Annotated in this window: 18 protein-coding genes; 10 read left to right on the forward strand and 8 right to left on the reverse strand. The window is 71.6% G+C overall.

Annotation, left to right across the window (positions count from 1 at the left end; all coding sequences use genetic code 11):
* Positions 1-41: 41 nt before the first annotated feature.
* Positions 42-527 (forward strand): GNAT family N-acetyltransferase, encoded by a 486-nt coding sequence (locus tag HZZ10_RS07955; protein WP_179913111.1) that lies wholly within the window; start codon positions 42-44, stop codon positions 525-527.
* Between the two features lie 52 nt (positions 528-579).
* On the opposite strand, the gene HZZ10_RS07960 is transcribed toward HZZ10_RS07955, so the two are convergent.
* Complete coding sequence (locus HZZ10_RS07960; protein WP_056133019.1) at positions 580-1,569, reverse strand: TIGR03557 family F420-dependent LLM class oxidoreductase; 990 nt, start codon at positions 1,567-1,569, stop codon at positions 580-582.
* 99 nt (positions 1,570-1,668) lie between these two features.
* Here HZZ10_RS07960 and HZZ10_RS07965 point away from each other — a divergent pair, with 99 nt between their 5' ends.
* Both HZZ10_RS07965 and HZZ10_RS19140 read left to right on the forward strand, forming a co-directional pair.
* The gene (locus tag HZZ10_RS07965; RefSeq protein ID WP_179913112.1) at positions 1,669-4,308 is read left to right on the forward strand and encodes a helix-turn-helix transcriptional regulator; all 2,640 of its coding nucleotides are present in this window, start codon (positions 1,669-1,671) and stop codon (positions 4,306-4,308) included.
* 161 nt (positions 4,309-4,469) lie between these two features.
* Positions 4,470-5,819: a hypothetical protein gene (locus HZZ10_RS19140; RefSeq protein WP_218928560.1), complete on the forward strand. Its 1,350-nt coding sequence runs from the start codon at positions 4,470-4,472 to the stop codon at positions 5,817-5,819.
* Between the two features lie 162 nt (positions 5,820-5,981).
* Here HZZ10_RS19140 and HZZ10_RS07975 read toward each other — a convergent pair whose 3' ends face one another.
* A complete protein-coding gene (locus HZZ10_RS07975) occupies positions 5,982-6,374 on the reverse strand; it encodes a barstar family protein (protein WP_179913113.1) in 393 nt (130 codons plus the stop codon).
* Between the two features lie 248 nt (positions 6,375-6,622).
* On the opposite strand from HZZ10_RS07975, the gene HZZ10_RS07980 reads away from it, so the two are divergent.
* Complete coding sequence (locus HZZ10_RS07980) at positions 6,623-6,883, forward strand: hypothetical protein (RefSeq protein ID WP_179913114.1); 261 nt, start codon at positions 6,623-6,625, stop codon at positions 6,881-6,883.
* 72 nt (positions 6,884-6,955) lie between these two features.
* Positions 6,956-7,933: an NAD-dependent epimerase/dehydratase family protein gene (locus HZZ10_RS07985; RefSeq protein ID WP_179913115.1), complete on the forward strand. Its 978-nt coding sequence runs from the start codon at positions 6,956-6,958 to the stop codon at positions 7,931-7,933.
* A 246-nt stretch (positions 7,934-8,179) separates the two neighbouring features.
* Here the strand turns inward: HZZ10_RS07985 and HZZ10_RS07990 are convergent, their stop codons facing one another.
* Both HZZ10_RS07990 and HZZ10_RS07995 read right to left on the reverse strand, forming a co-directional pair.
* The gene (locus HZZ10_RS07990) at positions 8,180-9,226 is read right to left on the reverse strand and encodes an NAD(P)-dependent alcohol dehydrogenase (protein WP_179913116.1); all 1,047 of its coding nucleotides are present in this window, start codon (positions 9,224-9,226) and stop codon (positions 8,180-8,182) included.
* Positions 9,227-9,415: 189 nt separating this feature from the next.
* Complete coding sequence (locus HZZ10_RS07995; RefSeq protein WP_056133038.1) at positions 9,416-10,003, reverse strand: TetR/AcrR family transcriptional regulator; 588 nt, start codon at positions 10,001-10,003, stop codon at positions 9,416-9,418.
* A gap of 90 nt (positions 10,004-10,093) precedes the next feature.
* Here HZZ10_RS07995 and HZZ10_RS08000 point away from each other — a divergent pair, with 90 nt between their 5' ends.
* A complete protein-coding gene (locus tag HZZ10_RS08000) occupies positions 10,094-10,327 on the forward strand; it encodes a putative antibiotic biosynthesis monooxygenase (protein WP_179913117.1) in 234 nt (77 codons plus the stop codon).
* A 61-nt stretch (positions 10,328-10,388) separates the two neighbouring features.
* Here HZZ10_RS08000 and HZZ10_RS08005 read toward each other — a convergent pair whose 3' ends face one another.
* Positions 10,389-11,285 carry an NmrA family NAD(P)-binding protein gene (locus HZZ10_RS08005; RefSeq protein WP_179913118.1) on the reverse strand — a complete coding sequence of 299 codons (897 nt, stop codon included), beginning with the start codon at positions 11,283-11,285 and terminating at the stop codon, positions 10,389-10,391.
* 235 nt (positions 11,286-11,520) lie between these two features.
* On the opposite strand from HZZ10_RS08005, the gene HZZ10_RS08010 reads away from it, so the two are divergent.
* Both HZZ10_RS08010 and HZZ10_RS08015 read left to right on the forward strand, forming a co-directional pair.
* Positions 11,521-12,843: an MFS transporter gene (locus HZZ10_RS08010; RefSeq protein ID WP_179913119.1), complete on the forward strand. Its 1,323-nt coding sequence runs from the start codon at positions 11,521-11,523 to the stop codon at positions 12,841-12,843.
* 70 nt (positions 12,844-12,913) lie between these two features.
* Positions 12,914-15,622, forward strand: a complete 2,709-nt coding sequence (locus tag HZZ10_RS08015) for an alpha-L-rhamnosidase (RefSeq protein ID WP_179913120.1) — start codon at positions 12,914-12,916, stop codon at positions 15,620-15,622.
* Here HZZ10_RS08015 and HZZ10_RS08020 read toward each other — a convergent pair.
* Both HZZ10_RS08020 and HZZ10_RS08025 read right to left on the reverse strand, forming a co-directional pair.
* Positions 15,598-16,608 carry a LacI family DNA-binding transcriptional regulator gene (locus tag HZZ10_RS08020; RefSeq protein ID WP_179913121.1) on the reverse strand — a complete coding sequence of 337 codons (1,011 nt, stop codon included), beginning with the start codon at positions 16,606-16,608 and terminating at the stop codon, positions 15,598-15,600. The genes HZZ10_RS08015 and HZZ10_RS08020 overlap by 25 nt on opposite strands.
* Before the next feature lie 341 nt (positions 16,609-16,949).
* Positions 16,950-17,555, reverse strand: coding sequence for a DUF8467 domain-containing protein (locus HZZ10_RS08025; RefSeq protein ID WP_179913122.1), 606 nt, complete (start codon positions 17,553-17,555; stop codon positions 16,950-16,952).
* A gap of 309 nt (positions 17,556-17,864) precedes the next feature.
* On the opposite strand from HZZ10_RS08025, the gene HZZ10_RS08030 reads away from it, so the two are divergent.
* Both HZZ10_RS08030 and HZZ10_RS08035 read left to right on the forward strand, forming a co-directional pair.
* Positions 17,865-18,434, forward strand: coding sequence for a TetR/AcrR family transcriptional regulator (locus HZZ10_RS08030; protein WP_179913123.1), 570 nt, complete (start codon positions 17,865-17,867; stop codon positions 18,432-18,434).
* Positions 18,435-18,507: 73 nt separating this feature from the next.
* A complete protein-coding gene (locus tag HZZ10_RS08035; protein ID WP_179913124.1) occupies positions 18,508-19,692 on the forward strand; it encodes an SGNH/GDSL hydrolase family protein in 1,185 nt (394 codons plus the stop codon).
* On the opposite strand, the gene HZZ10_RS08040 is transcribed toward HZZ10_RS08035, so the two are convergent.
* Positions 19,667-20,362: a hypothetical protein gene (locus HZZ10_RS08040; protein ID WP_179913125.1), complete on the reverse strand. Its 696-nt coding sequence runs from the start codon at positions 20,360-20,362 to the stop codon at positions 19,667-19,669. The genes HZZ10_RS08035 and HZZ10_RS08040 overlap by 26 nt on opposite strands.
* Positions 20,363-20,488: the final 126 nt, after the last annotated feature.

Below are 20,488 nucleotides of genomic sequence, written 5' to 3' on the forward strand. Positions count from 1 at the left end.
GACCCGACCCGACCCGACCCGACCCGTGCGATGCTCGTCCGATGACTCACGACCACCCTCGCGTGACCCTCGAGCCGATCTCGCCGGCGCTCGCGCAGCGCATCGTCGACCGCACCGAGATCCCGGGCGACGACTGGCACCCCGAGTACCCCTTCGTCGACGAGCTCGACCCGCTGCGCTCGCTCGCCCGGTCGACCGCCCCGCACCCGGTCTTCACGATGTACCTCGTGCGGCGGTCTTCAGACGGTCTGGCCGTCGGCGGGCTGGGATTCTTCGGGCCCCCGGACTCGAACGGCCGGGTCGAGCTCGGGTACGGCCTCGTGCCGGGCGCCCGAGGCGCCGGGCTCGCGAAGCAGGCCGTAGGGCTGGCGCTGCGGATGGCCCGGGACGCCGGGGCGACCGTGGCCGCCGCGGACACCGAGGCGGACAACCTCGCCTCGAGGCGTGTCCTGGCCGCCAACGGCTTCCTCGAGGTCGCACGCCGGGGCGGCCTCGTGCTCGTCGAGCGCCCACTCGGCGAGCTCTAGGCTGGTCAGCCCTCCAGGCCTCTCAGCTGATCAGCCCTGCGGCCCTCTAGGCTCAGCCCTTCGGCGCGGCCGCGCGCAGCTTCTCCAGCAGCGGCCCGGCCGCAGTGTCCAGGAACTCCTGCTGGCCCTCGTCACCCACCTGCACGAGAGCGATGTCGGTGAACCCCGCCTCCCAGTACGCCGAGACAGCCTCGACGATCGCGTCGAGGTCCGGACCGCACGGGACCGACTCCGCGACGTCCTCGGGCCGGACGAAGGACGTGGCGCTGGCGAAGCCCTCGGTCGTGGGCAGGTTCGCGTTGACAGGCCACCCGAGCCCGGACCAGCGGAACTGGTCGTGCGCCCGCGCGACGGCGCGGTCGACGTCGGTGTCCCAGCAGATGGGGATCTGGCCGATCTTGCGCGACCCCGGCCTGTCCGCCTCGGTGCGTGCCGCGTCCCAGGCGCTCACCAGCTCGGCCTTCGGCTCGGTCGCGACCAGGTGGTCGACGAGCGGCGCGAAGGTCTCGACAGACTGACGACCTGAGACTGCCACACCGATCTCGACGGGCAGGTCAGGCAGGTCCCAGAGCTTCGCGGAATCGACCTGGAAGTGCTCGCCTCGGTAGGACAGCAGGTCGCCCGAGAACAGCTCGGTGATGATCTCGACAGCCTCGACGAGCATGCTGTGACGCTCGTCGACCGCGGGCCACCCGCGCCCGACCACGTGCTCGTTGAGGTTCTCGCCCGAGCCCAGCCCGAGGGTGAACCTGCCGTCGGAGAGGATCCCCATCGTCGCGGCCTTCTGCGCGACGACGGCCGGGTGGTAGCGCACGGTCGGGCAGGTCACGTAGGTCATGAGGTCCACGCGCTCGGTCGCGTGGGCGACGGCGCCGAGCATCGTCCACGCGTACGAGGCGTGCCCTTGGCTCGTCAACCACGGGAAGTAGTGGTCGGAGGAGACCTCGAAGTCGAAGCCGACCCGCTCCCCCGCCACCGCGTAGTCCACGAGGGCCTTCGGACCGGACTGCTCTGTCATGAGTGTGTAGCCGAATCTCGTCATGCTCCGATCCTGCGACCGCACCCGCCCGCCCGCACTCCGGGCGCTGGGGACGCACGACGACAAGAGGCGTGACGAGGCACCGCTCCCTAGGGTGGGCAGATGAGCGCTCTCACGCCTCGCCCGACCTTCGTGCGCACGGTCGTCCAGACCCTCGCCTCGGGGACGTCGGTGCTGCTGGTCGGGTTGCCCGGATCGGGTCGCAGCACGGTCCTGGCAGGTGCCCAGGTCGAGGCCGACGACGACGGCTGGATCGTCGTGACGCTGCGCGGCACCGGAGCCGGCACCAGCGGTGGCGCTGGTGATCGCCCGCTCGAGGCGCTCGTGCTCGCGGGCCTCACGACAGGCCCCACGGGCACGCTGGGTGCGCTCGCTGCCGCGCTCGAGGGCGTCACCGTCGCTGCTGGAGGAGCCCGGCGGTCGTCCGCCGACCGGCGCGTCCTGGTGGTCGTCGACGACGCCGACCTGCTCGACGACGCCTCGGCGTCGGTCGTCGCGACTGTCGTGGCTCGCACAGGCGCACGGGTGCTCGCCTCAGCACGGCCGCCCGCCTCGGGCACCTCGGTCGCCCGTCTCCTGGCAGGTCCAGACTCGACAGTTTTGACCATGCCCGCGCTCCCCTTCGACGAGCTGCACCGCACCGTCGCAGAGATCTTGCGCACCGACGTCGACCCCGACACCGCTGGGCGTCTCTACGCGCTCTCCGGCGGGATGCCCGGTCTGACCCGGGCGATCGCCCGAGAAGCACGGCGGTCTGCAGACCTCGCCGAGCCCGGCCTGCATCCCGGGGCGGAGCACTGGTCGTGGACGCCCGGGTGGGCCGTGGTCGTCGACCGCCTGCTCGCCGGGCTCGACGACTCGGCCCGTGGTGGGCTCCGGACGCTCGCGGCCGTGGGACCGGCACCGACGGCCGAGGTCCGCCGCCTCGTGCCGTGGTCGGTCGTGGAGACCCTCGACGACCACGGGCTCCTGCGGATGGTCGAGGACGACGGCGAGATCCTCGTCGCCCTCTTCCCTCCCATGCTCACCGAGCACCTCCTCCACCTCGCCCAGGACGCCCGCGGTCTCCGGGTCGCCGAGAGGATCACCGAGACCCTCGCGGGCTCAGCACCGGAGCAGGGATCCCGACGACGACCGCCGACCACGCCATCCTGGTCGAGCTCCCCCGAGTCGGCGGCGATCCTCGGCCGGCGGCTCGAGGACAGGGCGTCCGCGCACCTGCTGGTCGCCCACGACACCTGGGAGCGCGACCCCACGGTCCACAGCACCGTGCTCTACCTCGACGCCCTGCTCGCCAGCCACGCGGAGGTGGACGTGATCGAGGACGCCGTCGGCGTGGCCCTGCGCAGGCTCCGCCCGGCCGCCCACGAGCACCGAGGGTTCGTGGTGGCCTGGCACGCGGTCTACCGAGCCCACGTGCTCCACGACGTGACCGGGGCGTACGCGCTCCTCACCGACCTCGACGGGGACGACGACCCCCGGGTCCGCGCGACCTCCGACGCCGTCCGTCAGCACCTGCGGCTCACCAACGGAGATCCCCACGCGCCTGTTCCCACCGAGGCTCCGGCTCCGGCTCCGGCTCCGGCGACCCTGCCACCTCCCGCCGGCCTGCGTGACGACACCGGCCGTCCGACCAACGCCCTCGTCAGGCTCGTGCGCGGAGAGGTGCTGCTCGCCCGCGGGCTGCCGGTCGACGCTCACGCAGAGCTCGTCGGCGGTGTGCTGCCCGCGCACGCACCGCGGCACGACGCCATCTCCCTCGTCGACCAGGCTGTCCTGCTCTCCGGAGACATCGACACCGCGACCCGGAGCGCCATGCGGTCTCTGGGCGAGGCACGGGGCACCCTCGCCCAGGGTGAGATCGAGCCTCACGGCTACGTCGTCGCCCTCGGTCTCTACGTGGCAGGCCGCCTCACGACGCTGCGCGAGCACCTGACGAGCCTCTTCGCACTCGGGTCGCCGGCTCCGCTGCGCACGACCACCCGGGCTGGTCTGCTGTCGCTCTCGGTCTCGCTCGCGCTCCTCGAGGGGAATCTCCCGAGCGCGCGGTCCTCGCTCGCCCGTCTCGAGGAGATGGACCTCGCCGCGATGTTCACCCCGGCGGCCCGCCCCGGACCTCGTCGGGCCGCTCTCCACATCGCGACAGGAGCAGACCCGCACCAGGCGACCCGCGCGGCCTGGGACGACGTCGCAGCACTGGTCGAGCGTGGAGCCGTGCTCGCGGCGGTGACCGACGGGACGTCTCTGGTCGACCTGTGGGTCGACCAGGAGCGTGCGACGGCTGTGGCCGACCTCACCCTGACCGCGCAGGGAGCCGTGCTGCCGGCCCTAGGCAGGTATCTGCGTGCTGCCGCAGACGGCGCCCCCGACGGTCTGCTGGTCGCCGCCGCCGACCTCCGCTCGCACGGCCTGGTGCTCCACGCGACCTCCGCCCACGCCCGAGCCGTCACCCTGCTGAGCCGCGAAGGTCCCGGCGCCCGGGCGGCCGAAGAACGCGCTCGGCTGCGCGAGGCGGTCGAGCAGGCCGGCGAAGAGCTCAGCCTGGTCGTCCCGTCTCTGGCACCCGCCCTGAGCCTGACGGGGCGCGAGCTCGAGGTGGCCCGTCTGGTGGCCGAGGGGCTGAGCAACCGCGAGGTCGCCGACAGGCTCGTGGTGAGCGAGCGGACCGTCGACAACCACGTCTACAGGATCTTCCGCAAGCTCGGCATCCGGTCGCGCAACGAGGTCGCCGCGCTGCTCTGACGGCTGTCCTCAGACGGGTGCTCACCGTGCACCGGGGTGTGCTCAACGGTGCTCTGGCCGAGGCTCACTGCTGCTCGCAGACCGCCTGAGCACAGTCCTCTCAGAGGTGTCATGGAGGTGTCGCTGATCCAGCGCACCACCCGACACCCGAGGAGGAGACCATGACCACGCCGACAGTGACGGCCGCAGCCCTGGCGCTGCTGCTCGCCACAGTCCCCGCAGCGGGACAGCCGCTCGACGCAGACGTCCCGGACCCGGCACCGACGACCGCGACCGACGTCGTCCCGATCACGCCCGCAGCACCTGACGACGTGACAGCCGTCGGCGTCGGCTCGACCGCGTCGAGCACGACGGACACCGGCACACCTGACGCCAGCAGCCCGGCCGTCGACGAGGCCCCCGCAGAAGAGACCGAGACCGGCTCTGGGCCGAGCACCGAGGTGGGCGTCTCCGGCGCCGACGTCGCAGAAGACACCACCGAGGAGGGAACCGGTACCGAGACCACCCCTGGAGCGGTCGTCACCGACGAGAGCACGACGACCGACGAGGCCGTCGACGACGCGACCGAGGTCGCGGGCGACCTAGAGGAGCTGGCAGGAGTCGACGAGCTGGCAGGCTCGGCAGACCCGGCTGAGGCTGTGACGGCACCCGTGGAGCCCGCCGCGGAGTCGGCGGACGGCGAGGTGGCGGAGCAGGCCGACGTCACCCCGCGTCTGGTCGTGGCTCCTGGCTACCAGGAGGACGGCTACGACAGGCCGTTCTGGTGGGCTGAGGACGGGCTGCACTTCCGCGACCCGATCCCCGCCAACGGCTACGTCAACATCAACGTGCCGGGCGCGGACAACGTCAGCATCGACAGCCACCGCGAGCTCATCGGCCAGACCTTCATCCCGTGGTCGTACTTCAACCTGCAGCCCGGGATGTGCATCTCCTGGACCGAGTCCAACGGGTTCAGCTACCACTTCGGCGAGGACAACTCCGGCCGGGGCGGCGTCGACGAGAAAGACTGGGAGTTCTGCGTCCCCGGCTCGACCGACCCCGACGAGCCTGTCGTCCCGGACCCCGACGAGCCCGACCAGCCTGACGTGCCAGACCCTGACGAGCCGGACCAGCCTGACGTGCCAGACCCCGACGAGCCGGACGTGCCAGACGTGCCGGGAGACCCCGACCAGCCTGTCGAGCCCGACACGCCCAGCACGCCAGACAGCCCTGACGTGCCGGACCAGCCGCAGACCCCCGCGGAGCCGGTGACCCCTGCCGGACCTGACGCATCGACCGAGGTGCCGGAGAGCACCCTCCCCGTCGCGGAGGTCCCGCTCAGCACCGCGAGCGAGAGCGTTCCTGCAGCTGACACGACTGCCACGGCTGCAACCGATGCAGAGACCGCTACGCCTGGAGCTCTCGCCGTCACCGGCCTCGGTGCCGGGGCGAAGTCGCTCCTCGCCGCAGCAGCAGCCCTCGGTATCGGCGGCGGGCTGATGGCCCTGGCCAGCAAGACCAAGCAGCGGTAGGCCGCACCGCAGCCGACCGCCCCTCACGGCGTCGCGTCCTGACCTTCCCGAGGTCAGGACGCGACGCCCTGCTCTGTGCTCTCTGACGAGTCCGCCCCGCTCGGTGAGGTGCGCGCTGCATCGCGGCGCCTGCACACCGCTGCGGGCGAGGCCGCGCTGGGCTCAGACGAGAATCAGGTCGATGTTCGGGTGGCTCTCGAACACCTGGAGGACCAGCTCGAAGTACGTCGGACCCGTGCCTGCGCGCAGGGCCGTGATCGCGGCCTCCGCCACCGAGACCGAGTACACCTCCGGCCGTGCCAGCTTCGCCTGGTAGTAGGCGAGGGTGGTCTCGAGGCCGAGCGCGTCACGCGCACTGCCGTGGTCCTGCCAGCAGATGCTCACGGGCGCGGAACCGTCGAGGACCCCGAACCCGCCGTACAGCAGGTCGTCGAGAGCGTCGAGGCTCTCCCCCAGCGTCCACTCCTCGTCCGGCATGAGCACACGGTTCAGCTCGGCGTAGAGCGACGGGATGTCGTGGACCGCCGATCCGTCGATCGTCAGGGTCGTCGTCATCTGGTCAGGTGTCCTCTCGTCGTCGACGTCTGCCTGCGACGCCAGTCGTCTTCGCGGCTACCGGTGCCGGCCCGACCGCTGAGCGATCGTGCCACGGTGTGCACCCGGCCGCCCGATCACGTCACGTCAGCGCACGAGCGGCAGCACGCTGGACCGCCAACGGGTCCCAGCACTCACCTCTCCCCCAGCAGAGCAGCGTGCTAGCGTCCGTCGGATCGACACGTCCCCCGCCGAAGGAGCCGAGGTCTATGCCCCGTCCACCTGTCCGAGAGACCGTCCGGTCGCTGGTCGTCATGCTCACGCTCATCGGTGTCGCCGAGATCGTGGTGCATGCCGCAGGCTGGCCGCGCCTGACGGCTCTGCTGGTCTTCGTGGTCGGCGGGCACACGCTCGAGGCTGTCGTCACGGGACTGCTCGCCCGACGGAGACGTGAGCGCGCCCGCGAGCATGCGCGCCGCGCCCAGACCACGGCGCCGGCGCCCGTCGTGGCCGAGCCGTACAGGTGGTGACTGCGCCCGGTGTGCCCTCTGCTCTGAGCAGATCTCTGCCTCAGGTCTGAGCACGTCCTGTCTACTGGAGGCATGCGACGCATCCTGGTCCTCGGTGGGACGGCCTGGCTCGGCCACAAGATCGCTCGGGCGGCCCTCGACGACGGCGCCGAGGTGGTCTGCCTGGCCCGCGGAGAGTCCGGGGCGGTCCCTGCGGGCGTGCGGCTGGTCACCGCGGACCGCACAGCGCCCGGCGCGTACGACGCGCTCACGGGCGAGTGGGACGACGTCGTAGAGCTCTCCTACGACCTCGAGCTCGTCGTCCCCGCGCTCGAGGCGCTGGCCGGACGAGCGCGGCACTGGACGTTCGTCTCGACAGTGTCGGTGTACGCGACGAACGACGAACCCGGCGCAGACGAGTCAGCCGCCGTCCTCGACCCTGTCGACCTGACCGACTACGGGCAGGCCAAGGTGGCCGCAGAACGTGCGACCGCCGAGCACGTCGGCGACAGGCTGCTGGTCGCCCGCCCTGGTCTGATCGTCGGACCTGGCGACCCGAGCGACCGCTTCGGCTACTGGCCCGCGCGCCTGGCCCACGGCGCACCTGTCCTCGCACCGACCGCCGCTGGACGGTTCGTCCAGGTGATCGACGTGGCTGACCTCGCCGCCTGGGTCGTCCGTGCGGGTGCTACTAGGACGACAGGGACGATCAACGCTGTCGGAGACACGCACACCTTCGACGACTTCTTGGTGCAGGCGCAGGCTGTCACCGGGTCCACCAGCGACATCGTCGAGGCCGACGACGCCTGGCTGCTCGTCCGCGACGTCCGGTGGTGGGCAGGGCCCAGGTCGCTGCCGCTGTGGATCCCCGTCGAGGACTCCGGCTTCTCACGGCGCAGCAACCGCGCGTACAGGGCGAGCGGCGGGGCTGTCCGCCCGCTCCAGGAGACGATCCGGCGTGTGCTCGACGACGAGCGGCACCGCGGTCTCGACCGCGAGCGTCGGTCAGGCCTGACGCTGGGCGAAGAGGCTGCGCTCCTCGCGGAGCACCCGTCGAGGATGGGGCGCTGAGGTCCCCGTCCGACGGCTGCTCATCGACGAGACGGCACCCACGCCGATCGGTTCGCGCCAGACCCGTTCGACCCCGGCACGGGCGGGCCCGGCCCAGCTATGACGACGTGCTCGGCTCGGCCTGTCTCGACCGGGCCTCACCCCTGTGCCCCCGACGGGCGAGGCCCGGGACGCTGGAAGCGTCCCGGGCCTCGCTGGCGTGCACACGGCGCGCACCGCGCACCATGCTGACGGATCGAGCAGGCCTCAGGCCAGCGTCGACGTGTCGATGACGAACCTGTAGCGCACGTCGGAGGCGAGCACGCGCTCCCAGGCCTCGTTGACCTTGTCGGCCGAGATGACCTCGATCTCGGCGCCGATGCCGTGCTCGGCGCAGAAGTCGAGCATCTCCTGGGTCTCGCCGATCGACCCGATGGCCGAGCCTGCGAAGGAGCGGCGCGACGGGATGAGCGAGAACACCTGGACGGGCAGCGGGGTGGGCGGGGCGCCCACGTTGACCATCGTGCCGTCCACGGCGAGGAGGCCGAGGTAGGCGTTGAGGTCGATCTCGGCGCTCACGGTGTTGATGATGAGGTCGAAGGAGCTCGCGAGCTCGGTGAAGGTCTCAGGGTCGCTCGTCGCGAAGTAGCTGTCGGCGCCGAGGCGCAGCCCGTCCTCCTGCTTCTTGAGGGACTGCGAGAGCACGGTCACGTCAGCGCCGAGGGCGTGCGCGAGCTTGACGGCCATGTGGCCGAGCCCGCCCATGCCGACGACGGCGACCTTCTTGCCAGGACCGGCACCCCAGTGGTGCAGGGGCGAGTAGGTGGTGATACCGGCGCAGAGCAGCGGGGCGGCGACGTCGAGCTCGAGGCCGTCCGGGATGTTGAGCACGAACTTCTCGGTCACGACGATCTGCTGCGAGTACCCACCCTGGGTGGGCGTGCCGTCGACGTCGGTCCCGGCGTAGGTGCCGATGTTGCCCTTGAGGCAGTACTGCTCGAGGCCCTTCTGGCACTGGGCGCACTCGCCGCAGGAGTTGACCATGCAGCCGACGCCGACGCGGTCGCCGACGGAGAACTTCGTGACGTCGGAGCCGATCTCGGCGACGACACCGGCGATCTCGTGGCCGACGACGATCGGGTACTGGACGCCGCCCCACTCACCGCGGGCGGTGTGGATGTCAGAGTGGCAGATGCCGGCGAACTTGATGTCGATGCGGACGTCGAGCGGCCCGACGTCGCGGCGCTCGATGGTGGTGAGCTCGAGCGGCTGGTCGGGGGCTGTCGCTGCGTAAGCGGAGACTGTGGTGGGCATGGGTGCTCCATCCGGTGATGAGGTGGGGGTGGGTCAGGCCGACGGGACTGGGCCGCGTCGTCGAACCTGCGTCCATCGTGCAGTGCCGAGCCCCCGGTCCGCCACCGGGGAAGGGGGTACTGTCCGAACCCCCTCAGTCCGTCCCGTGCTGCTCGCCCCTCCCCTGGGCGCCGCGGAGCGGGCTCCGGGTCAGCTGTCGCCGACGGCGTCGAGCGTGCCCTGCACCGCAGCGATCACGGCACGCCGGCGCCGCGCCGTCCGTGCGGGGTCCTTCGAGGCTGAGCCGAAGAGGGTGTCGGTCCCGCGGAGCACAGGCCAGGCGTTGCACAGCGTCACGACGGTGAGCAGCAGGTCTTGAGCGCCCTCGCGCCCGAGCGCCGGGTACGCGCGCACGACAGCGTCGACCTTGCGCTCGGAGTGCTCACGCCGAGCAGCCTCGGCGACGTGCGACTCCCGCTCGAGCCCCTCCCAGAAGGTCAGCCGAGCCAGCGTCTGGTTCGCGGCGTGGTGGTCGAAGACCCTGCCTGCGTAGTCGAGGATCGCCTCCGGACCCTCTCCCTCGAGGGGCACGGCATCCATGACCGCGGCCAGGTGGTGCTCGAGGACCGTACCGAAGAGCGAGTCCTTGCTGCCGTAGTACTGGTAGATGCGCTCCTTGTTGACCCCTGCCGCGGCCGCGACCCGGTCCACCCGGGCGCCGGCGAGGCCGTGCTGGGCGAACTCCTCAGTCGCCGCGTCGAGGAGGAGCCGTTTTGTGCGTCCGGAATCTCTGACCATCCGGCCATGCTACGTGCCAACCAGACAGTTGCCATCTGATCCGTCGCGGCATACCTTCTACCCAACCACGTAGTTGGAATTGGAGCCCCTATGCCTCAGATCACCCCACCCAGCCTGCCCGTGCGCATCCTCGCCACGTGGTTGGTCATCTTCCCCCTCGTCGCCCTGGGCCAGATCGCCATGACGCCGCTGGCGCAAGCGTGGCACCCTGTGCTCCGAGCAGCCGTGCTCACCGCCGTGGTCGTCCCGCTCGCCGTCGGCCTGGCGGTCCCCCGCCTGATCAAGGTCTTGACGATGCTGCAGCGTCGCGTCCGGGACAGATGACTCTGCGCCCGCACCTGCGTCAGCCGGACGACCGTCCAGGACCGACGTCCAGCACAAGCGATCAGGCGAGGTGGGCCGCGAGGACGTCGCGGACCGTCGTCCAGTCGTGCGGGCCGAAGCGTTCGTTGTCGACGTGCCTCAGCTGTGCCTCGCCGCTGAACATGCTCACGAAGTACTGCATCCCCTGCCAGGCCGGGAAGGTCTCCTCGGGACCCCTCGACAGCCGCCGCCCCACGGCGGCCATCGCCGACAGAGTCCGCGTCGTCCCAGCCCACTGCAGCCGGAAAGGGGTCCCCGTCAGCTCTGACAGAGTCTGCGCGAGGTCCCTGGCCGAGATGCTGGACCCGGCGATCTCGAGGACCCTCGGAGCGTCGTCGTCGAGGGCCGTGAGCGCTGTCGCGCGCGCCACGTCGTCCTTCGTGGTGAAGTCGAGGACCTGGTCGGCCGAGGACCAGAACAGCACGCGTCGCCGTCCGAAGAGGATCATCGGCGCCTCGTCGAGCAGCAGCTCGGCGAACATGCCGTTGAGGACAGACGTCGCACGGACCGGCGCGGCGTCGACCTCCGCGGCGAGCTCGCGCCGCAGCTCGAAGTTGCGGTTGCTCCCCGGCGAGATCCGCCTGTAGTCGGCCGAGTAGTCCGAGGGGACGAACCTCGGGACACCTGCGGCGACCGCAGCGCGCAGCAGGGCCCGCTGGGCGTCGACGATCACCGGGCGGGTGCCGCTGACAGCCGAGACGACGACATCGGCACCTGCGAGAGCTGCGGTCAGGGCCGCGTGGTCCGAGTAGGCCGCAGCGGCGACCTCGACACGCCCGTCGCCGCCGAAGAGGTCGCCCGCGGCGCTGCTGCCCGGGCGGGTCAGGACGCGGACCTGGGCGTCGAGGCCGAGGAGCTCGCGGACGATCCGGCGTCCGAGGTCTCCTGTCGCCCCTGCGACGAGGACTGTGCTGGTCATGAGGGGCCTCGTTCTGTGGTGGGAGTCGGTCGCTGTGCAGAGCACGGGGCGGTCGGACGCCGTGCAGAGCACACCCTGCCACCCGCCTCACCCCGCCGCTCGTCGGCGTTGACACCCCGCCCGAATCGGAGCACACTTTGAAGCGCTTCATTTGAAACGTTTCAAGGCTGAGACGGACGAAGCCGCGGGAGCCCCCGCACGATCACCGCCGATCGACGAAGGAGACTTGAGCTCGATGGAGACCTCACGGGCCGCAGAGCCCCGCATCCCCGGACAGGTGTGGTTCCGCACCTCGGTGGCCGGCATGGCGTCGTACCTGGACGCCGCGGCCATCATCAGCACGGGCACGGCCCTCGTGCTCTACCAAGAGCCTCTCGGGCTCACCGTCGGCGACATCGGCCGGCTGTCTGCTCTCCTGACCTTCATGATCGCCGTGGGCGCGCTGGTCGGCGGCCGGCTCGGCGACCTCTACGGTCGCAAGCGCGTCTTCATGGTCACGATGGCGCTCTACACCGTGGGGGCAGCCCTCATGGTGGTGGCGGGCGGACCGGCACTTCTCTACGTCGGCGTCGTCCTGCTCGGTATCGCCGTCGGCGCAGACCTCCCGGTCTCCTTGGCGATGATCGCCGAAGAGGCTCCCGAAGGGGCCCGCGGCAGGCTCGTCTCGTTCTCGCACATCCTCTGGCTCGTCGGGATCCTCGCCGCCCAGCTGCTCGGGATCATCGTCGGGAACATGGGCCAGACCGGAGGCCGCGCGCTCTATGTGCACCTCACCGTCGTCGCGATCGTCACCATGGTGCTGCGCGCCCGCCTGCCCGAGTCCCACCTGTGGGCCGCCGCCCACCAGGGCGACCCGGCTCTGGCCCCCGCAGCCACCGGTGGTGGGCCGGGTCAGGCCGCGCCGGGCGACTCGGTCGACCTCGGCACCCTCAAGCAGCTGCTCCGCGGGCCGTTCCTCGCCCCGATGCTCGCCGTCGCCCTCTTCTACGCGCTCGTCAACATCGGCGCGAACACCGGCGGGCAGTTCAACACCTACATGTACGTCAACCTCGCCGGGTCGACTGTGCAGCTCGCCTCGACGGTCTCCTTCATCACCTTCGGCATCGCCTTCGGTGCCACGTACCTGCTCATGCGGATCGTCGACGGCAGCAACCGGATGCGCTGGTTCACCGTGATGGCCGTCTTCTACACGGCGGGCTACCTGGTCCCGGCGATCCTGGGCGTGCACCTCTGGACGCTCGTCACCATGGGAGTCGTCGGCTCGATCGCCGGAGCCATCGCCGGTGAGCCGATGTTCAAGATCTGGGCGCAAGAGCTGTTCCCGACCGTCTACCGCAGCACAGCCCAGGGTGTGATGATCGCGATCACCCGGGTGGTCGCCGCGGTCGTCGCGCTGTGGACGCCGACGCTCCTCGACTCCAGCCCGAGCCTGCTGTTCTTCTTCGTCGCCGCGTGCATCGCCTGCGGCGCACTGATCGGGATCTTCTGGATCAACAGGTATCCCCGCGTGGCCGACGACGAGGTCGAGGAGGTCTCCGCCGCACCCGCAGCCCGGTAGTCCCACGCACGTGAAGTCCCGAAGTCCGGCAGTCCCGCAGTCCCGCACCAGCAGCACCCGGAGGCCCCGCATGACGTCCCTCGCAGCACCCACGGTCCGCATCGAGCACCACCCGCAGCCTGCCCTCGGCATCGACGAAGAACGCCCTCGGCTCTCCTGGTCGCTCGCCGAGGCGCCCGCCGGCTACAGGCAGGGGGCCGCCGAGGTGTCGTGGGAGATCACCGCGCCCGACGGCTCGGTGGTCGACGCCGCGAGGGACGTCGTCGAGACCGGCGAGCAGGTGCTCGTCGCCTGGCCCGGCCCGTCGCTCGCCCCGCGCGAGCGGGCCGTGGTCCGGGTGCGCACCCGCGACGCTGACTCTGGCGTCTGGGGACCGCTGAGCGAGCCCGTGGTGGCCGAGCGCGGCCTCTCCCCCGCCGACTGGCAGGCGCGGCTCGTCGGCCCGGGCTACGACGAGGGCCGAGGGCTCGACCGTCGCGCCCCGCTGCTGCGTCGCGAGTTCACGCTGCCCCCTGGCCCAGCCGTCTCGGACCGCCCGGTCGATGCCGCCGGCTCTGTCGGGACCGTGAGCACTGCGGAGGCCGCGAGCCCTGCGGAGAACGCCAGCTCGACCGAGGCGGCCGGCTCCGGCGAGGTCCGCAGGGCCCGCCTGAGCGTCACCGCCCACGGCGTCGCCGAGGTCGAGATCAACGGGGTGCGCGTCGGCGCAGACGAGCTGATCCCCGGCTGGACGCCGTACCAGGACCGGCTGCGTGTGCTCACCTACGACGTGACCGATCTCGTGGTGCCCGGCGACAACGCGATCGGTGCATGGCTCGCCGACGGCTGGTTCCGTGGTCGCCTCGGCTTCGAGGGTGGGTCCTGGGACGTCTACGGTTCGCACGTCGGCCTGCTCGCCCAGCTCGAGGTGACCACGGCCGAGGGCACCACGACAGTCGTCACGGACGGATCCTGGCGCAGCACCCCAGGACCGCTCACCCGGTCGAGCCTCTACGACGGCGAGACCTACGACGCGCGGCTCCACCCGACGGGCTGGTCCGAGCCAGGCTTCGACGACTCCACCTGGCACCCCGTGGTCGAGCACGCGCTCGACGTCGGCGTGCTCGGTGCCCCGGACGGCCCGCCGGTGCGGTGCGTCGAGGAGATCGCCCCTGTCTCCGTCACCTGCACGGGGCGGGGCACCTACCTGCTCGACTACGGGCAGAACCACTCGGGGCGCCCGAGGCTGCGGATCCCCGCAGCACCCGCAGGGACGGTCGTGCGGGTCCGCCACGCGGAGGTGCTGCAGGACGGCGCGATCTACACCCGGACGTTGCGGGAGGCGGCGTCGACCGACGAGATCGTCACGGCTGGCGACGCCGTCGAGTGGGAACCACGGTTCACGGTCCACGGCTACCGCTACGCCGAGGTCTCCGGCTGGCCGGGCGACCTCGCGCCCGGCGCCGTCGTGTCTCGCGTGATCCACTCCGACATGGAGCGCACGGGCTGGTTCCGCTGCTCTGACCCCGACGTCGAACGCCTCCACGAGAACGTCGTGTGGAGCCTGCGGTCGAACGTCGTCGACATCCCCACGGACTGCCCCCAGCGCGACGAACGCCTCGGCTGGACCGGCGACATCCAGGTGTTCGCCCCCACGGCCGCCACCCTGTACGACGTGCACGGCTTCCTGGCCGACTGGCTGCGGACCCTGGCGTCGGAGCAGGAACGCTTCGGTGGAGTCGCCCCGGTGTACGCACCCTGGGTCCCGGCCCGATCTTTCTGGAGCCCTGAGCAGGCGATCGCCGCCTGGGGCGACGTCGCCTCCCTCACGCCGCTCGCCCTCTACGGACGCTCGGCAGACCGCGCGCTGCTCGAGCGGCAGTACCCGAGCGCGACCTCCTGGGTCGACCTGGTGGCCGGGCTCGCCGGCCCCTCCAGGCTCTGGGACACGGGGCTCCAGCTCGGCGACTGGCTCGACCCGACCGCACCACCCGAAGACCCCATCAAGGCGCAGACCGACCCGCACCTGGTCGCGACGGCGTACTTCGCCAGGTCGGCCTGGGCGGTGGCTCGCACGGCCGAGATCCTCGGCCGGGTCGACGACGCGCAGCGCTACGACGCCCTCGCCGCCGAGATCCGTGCCGCCTATCAGGGCCGGTACCTGGGCGAGGACCCGATGCACGACACCCAGACCGCGCACGCTCTCGCGATCGCCTTCGACCTCCTGCCCGACGACGACGCCCGGCTCAGCGCCGGAGCGCGCCTCGCGGAGCTCGTCCGGGCAGGCGGTGGCACCATCGGGACCGGTTTTGCCGGGACGCCTGTCCTCACCGACGCGCTCAGCTCGACGGGCCAGACCGACGTCGCCTACGAGCTGCTGCTCGGTCGCACCTCGCCCTCGTGGCTCGCGACGGTCGACCTCGGCGCGACGACCATCTGGGAGCGCTGGGACTCGATGCTGCCCGACAGCACCGTGAACCCCGGCGACATGACCTCCTTCAACCACTACGCCCTCGGGTCCGTCGCCGACTGGATGCACAGGGTGGTCGCGGGCCTCGAGGCCGTCGAGCCTGGATACCGGCGGATCCGGGTCGCGCCGCGTCCCGGCGGCGGGCTCACCTCGGCAGCGTCACGCCAGATCACCCCCTACGGCGAGGCCACGGTGAGCTGGGAGATCAGCGGCGACGAGCTGGTCGTCAGGTTCACGGTCCCCGTCGGAGCGACAGCCCAGGTGGACGTCGTCGGGGTCGACCACGTCGAGGTCGGGCACGGGACCTACGAGGTGCGGGCCCCCGCGTGAGGCGCTGACGCGCGCACCACGAGGTGCGGCTGGAGCAGCACAGCCTCGTGGACGTGCCCCGCGGTGCGTGCCTCGTCGATGACCAGGCGCGCGCCGCGTCGACCCATCTCCTCACCGGGCTGCGCGACAGTGGTCAGCGGGACGGGGAGGTCCCAGACAGCCTGGTTGTTGTCGTAGCCGACCACCGCCACGTCCGAGGGCACAGAGATCCCCTCGGCGAGGAGCGCCTGCACGATGCCGGCCGCGAGCAGGTCGGAGGCCGCGACGATCCCGTCGACCCGCCCGGCCCGGACGTCGGCGACGAGGCGTCTGCCGATCTGGACACCGTCCTCACGGTTGATCGCGTCCGGGCGGAGCTCGTCGACTGCGACCAGACCAGCACCCGCGAGCGCACGCCTGAAGCCGTCACGGCGGTCGTGGACCGGTCGCAGGACCTCGGGACCGCCGACGAAGACGAGACGCGTGCGACCCGTGCCGAGCAGGTGCTCGGTCGCGATGTACCCGCCGAGCTCGTTGTCGACGGCCACGCTGCAGAACCAGGCCTCGGGGGCCGAGAAGTTCAGCAGGACGACCGGGCGCCCGCCTGAGCGCGCTCCGACCAGGGCCGCCATGTGCTCTTCGTCGCTCAGGGTGATCATGCTGCCGGCGACGCTCAGCTCGTCGAAGAGCTCGAGGTTGCGGACCTCGCGACCGAGCTCGTTGTCGCCGTCGGCGAGCAGGACGCTCATCCCGAGGGACTCGGCGTGCTCACCGGCACCGCGCGCGATGTCGACGAACAGCGAGTTGCTGAGGTCGGTCATCGCCAGACCGATGGCCGAGCTGCGTCCTCCGGCGAGGGACCGGGCCATGCGGTTCGGCCGGTACCCGAGGGCAGCGACGGCGTCCTCGACCTTCGCTCGGGTGGCGTCGGTGACGCGCTCGGGATGGTTGAGGACGTGCGAGACGGTCCCGAGAGAGACACCGGCGCGGGCTGCGACGTCGGCCATCGAAGGCCGAGACCCGACTGTGCCTGGGGGCGACGAGGCCGGTGGGGACGAGGCGGGTCGAGACAAGGCTGGTCGAGGCAAGGCGGGCGGAGTAGTCCGGCCCGGGGTCGTGGCAGGCACGGGTGCCGAGCCGTCAGCACCACCGTCGTGCTGCGCGTCGCGCTGACTCACCTGTCCCCCGCCTCCCGTCGGTGAGCCACGCTTCTCGCCCGCTCACCTGCGAACCCGCCCAGCATAGGCCGGGGGCGGCAGTCGACCGGCACTCTCCACCACCGCTCGTCGAGCCGTGCTCTCGGTGGCGAGCACTCCGTCGGGCTGCCAGACGACCGGCAGAGGTGCGCTCAGCCGGGCGCGTCCACCTGACGTCGGCTACGCCTCGCGACGAACCGTGCCGTCGCGCTGTTCACGAGCACACCCGACGGACCGCCGTCGAAGCGTCCTGCCGCGTCGGGCCACGCGAGGATCTTCCGGTCGCTGCGACTCCCGACCTCGCCAGTCTCGACGTCGACAGGCACGACCCTCGTCCCTCCGGCACGCGCTGCGCCGAAGATCTCGTCGACGACAGCAGCCGTCTCGGCGTCCCCTGTGGGCACCGAGGCACGCAGCTCACCGTTGAGCAGCCCGCCGTCCGTGGGGACGCACCGCAGGAGGTTCGCCAGGCCGCTGCCGACCATGGCGTAGACCCAGTACCGCCCGGAGGGGTTGGGCACCACGTAGTCGTCGTGGAACCTGTCCTCGGAGACGATGCGCGTGTCGACGATCGTCACGTGCCGCCCCGTGCACTCCCGCAGCGTGGTCCGGAACCGTGGGCGCGGGGTCGACTCCTGGTCGGCGGTGTCGACGAACCGCAGCTCGGGGACACGGGACAGCAGCTCGTCGGCGAGCGAGTCTTCGTCGGCGGACGTGAGGAACAGGACCAGCTGGTGGAGCGTCGAGCGCTGGCTCATGAGGCCCTTCTCGGGGTCGGCTCGGGGGCGGGCGTGGTCGTGTGCGCCAGGGCTCGGACTGCTGGCCGACGGAGACGTCGAGACCGCCCGCCGCAAGTGAGACCGCCCAGGCCGACAGCACGGCCGGGCGTCGTCGAGATGCTCATCGGAGCAGACTAGCGAAGCTCTCGGCTGGCAGCACCGAGGCGTCCCGGAGCCGCCCTCCCTCGTCTCTCGCGGATACCCACACGGCTTCGCACCCCTCGTTACCTACAGCCATTAGGTTCGATGCTATGGTCTGTAGGACAAGAGATCTTCGAGAGGACCGACATGGCACGCGCAGGCATCACCCCGGCTCGCCTCGCCAAGGCCGCCGCCGAGCTGGCCGACGAGGCCGGCTTCGAGCACGTGACGGCCGCCGAGGTCGCGCGGCGCGTCGGCGTGCAGACCGCGAGCCTGTACTCGCACGTGGCCGGGACCCCCGCGCTGCGCGAGAGCGTGTCGCTGCTCGCCCTCGCCGAGCTCGCCGACCGTGCCGAGGCAGCCGTCCTCGGACGCACGCGTCGCGACGCCCTCGCCGGCCTGGCCGACGCCTTCCGCGACTACGCCCGCGAGCACCCCGGACGCTTCGCAGCGACAGTCGTCCCGCTGTCCCCCGAGACCGCCCGGGCGAGCGCCGGCCCACGGCACGCGCGCCTCATCGAGGCCGTGCTGCGCGGCTACGCGCTCGACGGAGCCGTGCACGTGCACGCCACCCGGCTGCTCGGCAGCACGATCCGGGGGTTCATCACCCTCGAGGCAGGCGGCAGCTTCGACCACAGCTCGCCAGACCCCGGCGAGAGCTGGGAGCAGATCATCGACGCCCTCGACGCCCTGCTCTCGGACTGGCCGACCCGCTGACCCCGTCGGCCCGCCGCACCCCATCAGCACCAGCACCAGCACCAGCACCAGCACCAGCAGAGACGAGCACAGCATGACCTCCGCCCTCACCTCCATCCCGCTGACCCAGGACGTAGTCCGTGGCGCCGCCGAGCTCGAGCCGACAGGCCGCGGCGTGCGCATCCACCGTCTGCCGGCCTGGGCGCGGGCACAGTGCGCCGACCCGCAGCTCGCGATGGTCGAGGCGCAGGCCTCGGGCGTCAGGATCGCCCTGCGCACCACGGCGACCGTCGTCGAGCTCGACCTGATGAGGACCCGCACCGTCTACGCGGGTCTGCCCGGGCGCCCCGACGGGATCGTCGAGCTGGCCGTCGACGGCGAGGTCGTCGCGCAGGCGACCACGTCGGGGGGCACCACGGTCACCGTCGACATGACCACCGGCACCCCGAGCGTCGACGACGGTCCGGCCTTCACGGCGCGGTTCGACGGCCTGCCGAGCACCGCCAAGGACGTCGAGCTGTGGCTCCCGCACAGCGAGACCCTCGAGCTCCTCGATCTCCGGGCGGATGCTCCCGTCGAGCCCACCCCCAGCGAGCGTCCGGTCTGGGTGCACCACGGCAGCTCGATCAGCCACGGCTCCAACGCCACGCACCCCACGGGCATCTGGCCCGTCGTCGCGACCCGTCGCTCCGGTGTCGACCTCGTGAACCTCGGCTTCGGGGGCAGCGCCCTCCTCGACCCCTTCGTGGCCCGCGTCATCCGCGACACCCCCGCCGACCTGATCAGCCTCAAGCTCGGCATCAACCTCGTGAACTCCGACCTGATGCGGCGCCGTGCCTTCGGTCCCGCCGTCCACGGGTACCTCGACACCATCCGCGACGGCCACCCGTCAACCCCGCTGCTCGTGATCTCGCCGATCTACTGCGCGATCCACGAGACCACCCCCGGTCCCGGTGCCTTCGACGTCGCAGCCCTCGCCGAGGGACGGATGGCCTTCGCGGCGACAGGTGACCCGGCCGAGGCCACCGAGGCCCCCACCGGCAGGCTCACGCTCGCTGTGATCCGCGACGAGCTCGCCCGGGTCGTCCACGAGCGCCAGGCCCACGACCCGAACCTGCACTACCTCGACGGCCGCGAGCTCTACTCCGAGGCTGACGCCGCCGAGCACCCCCTGCCCGACAACCTGCACCCCGACGCGGCGACGCACCAGACGATGGGCGAGAGGTTTGTCGAGCGTGGGATGAGGCTCAGCCTCAGCCGAGCGGCGACGGGATCTTGATCGACCTGAACCCGTCACCCGACCGGGTCGGCTGCCAGCGCCGCCAGTGCTTGGTCGACAGCGTGACAGGGGCGTGCTCCTGGACGTGGCGGGCCGCCGGGGCGAGGCGCTCGTCTGCGGGGAGGTTCATCCAGAGCGAGAGCGTCGAGCCCGAGGTGCCGTAGATCGCGCGGATCCCTGAGGCGCCCAGGAGGCGTCCGTAGCCGTCGACCGCGAAGCCGCCGAAGACCTCCGGGGCGATGTCGGCCCAGGGCTCACCCGTGCCCGGGTCGACGAGGGTGACCGCGAGCGAGTGCGTGAGCACGGCGAGCGGTGCCCGGTATCGCGTGGTCTGCGGACCGACGTCGACCAGCTCGGCGAGGACCTCGTCGACCGTGTCGCTGCGGACCACCCACTCGGTGTGCGTCTGAGAGCGGTGGCGCGGTCCGCCGAGACGCTCGGTCGCAAAGGCCCTGAGCCTGTCGGTCGGGGCCGCGTCACCAGCGGTCGAGACCTGGAAGGACCAGGTCGGTGGTCCTTCAGTCTGCGTGCAGGCGTCGAGGAACCGCTCCACCCGCTCCTTGGCGCTCGTGGGGGTCTTCACCCGGAGGGCGTGCGCTCCCCCGGATGCTGCGGGCAGCCCGTCGTAGGTCACGACCTGGAGGGGTCCGGCGGCTTCGCTCGACGTCATGCGCAGCATCCTAGGGCGGTGAGCCGACGCCCGGCCGGGCAGCCCACTGCGTCCACCGGGCAGCCCACAGCGTCCGAACAGGACGCACGAGGCGCGCCGACAGTCTCCGGTCGACGCGCCTCGTGT

Origin of the sequence: Sanguibacter inulinus (assembly GCF_013415325.1) — a bacterium.
GTDB lineage: Bacteria > Actinomycetota > Actinomycetes > Actinomycetales > Cellulomonadaceae > Sanguibacter > Sanguibacter inulinus.

What these genes read in the sequence shown, in the direction of transcription:
- HZZ10_RS07955 (WP_179913111.1), top strand. Translation starts at nt 42, where the DNA reads ATGACTCACGACCACCCTCGCGTGACCCTCGAGCCGATCTCGCCGGCG.
- HZZ10_RS07960 (WP_056133019.1), bottom strand. Translation starts at nt 1,569, where the DNA reads ATGACGAGATTCGGCTACACACTCATGACAGAGCAGTCCGGTCCGAAG.
- HZZ10_RS07965 (WP_179913112.1), top strand. Translation starts at nt 1,669, where the DNA reads ATGAGCGCTCTCACGCCTCGCCCGACCTTCGTGCGCACGGTCGTCCAG.
- HZZ10_RS19140 (WP_218928560.1), top strand. Translation starts at nt 4,470, where the DNA reads ATGACCACGCCGACAGTGACGGCCGCAGCCCTGGCGCTGCTGCTCGCC.
- HZZ10_RS07975 (WP_179913113.1), bottom strand. Translation starts at nt 6,374, where the DNA reads ATGACGACGACCCTGACGATCGACGGATCGGCGGTCCACGACATCCCG.
- HZZ10_RS07980 (WP_179913114.1), top strand. Translation starts at nt 6,623, where the DNA reads ATGCCCCGTCCACCTGTCCGAGAGACCGTCCGGTCGCTGGTCGTCATG.
- HZZ10_RS07985 (WP_179913115.1), top strand. Translation starts at nt 6,956, where the DNA reads ATGCGACGCATCCTGGTCCTCGGTGGGACGGCCTGGCTCGGCCACAAG.
- HZZ10_RS07990 (WP_179913116.1), bottom strand. Translation starts at nt 9,226, where the DNA reads ATGCCCACCACAGTCTCCGCTTACGCAGCGACAGCCCCCGACCAGCCG.
- HZZ10_RS07995 (WP_056133038.1), bottom strand. Translation starts at nt 10,003, where the DNA reads ATGGTCAGAGATTCCGGACGCACAAAACGGCTCCTCCTCGACGCGGCG.
- HZZ10_RS08000 (WP_179913117.1), top strand. Translation starts at nt 10,094, where the DNA reads ATGCCTCAGATCACCCCACCCAGCCTGCCCGTGCGCATCCTCGCCACG.
- HZZ10_RS08005 (WP_179913118.1), bottom strand. Translation starts at nt 11,285, where the DNA reads ATGACCAGCACAGTCCTCGTCGCAGGGGCGACAGGAGACCTCGGACGC.
- HZZ10_RS08010 (WP_179913119.1), top strand. Translation starts at nt 11,521, where the DNA reads ATGGAGACCTCACGGGCCGCAGAGCCCCGCATCCCCGGACAGGTGTGG.
- HZZ10_RS08015 (WP_179913120.1), top strand. Translation starts at nt 12,914, where the DNA reads ATGACGTCCCTCGCAGCACCCACGGTCCGCATCGAGCACCACCCGCAG.
- HZZ10_RS08020 (WP_179913121.1), bottom strand. Translation starts at nt 16,608, where the DNA reads ATGGCCGACGTCGCAGCCCGCGCCGGTGTCTCTCTCGGGACCGTCTCG.
- HZZ10_RS08025 (WP_179913122.1), bottom strand. Translation starts at nt 17,555, where the DNA reads ATGAGCCAGCGCTCGACGCTCCACCAGCTGGTCCTGTTCCTCACGTCC.
- HZZ10_RS08030 (WP_179913123.1), top strand. Translation starts at nt 17,865, where the DNA reads ATGGCACGCGCAGGCATCACCCCGGCTCGCCTCGCCAAGGCCGCCGCC.
- HZZ10_RS08035 (WP_179913124.1), top strand. Translation starts at nt 18,508, where the DNA reads ATGACCTCCGCCCTCACCTCCATCCCGCTGACCCAGGACGTAGTCCGT.
- HZZ10_RS08040 (WP_179913125.1), bottom strand. Translation starts at nt 20,362, where the DNA reads ATGACGTCGAGCGAAGCCGCCGGACCCCTCCAGGTCGTGACCTACGAC.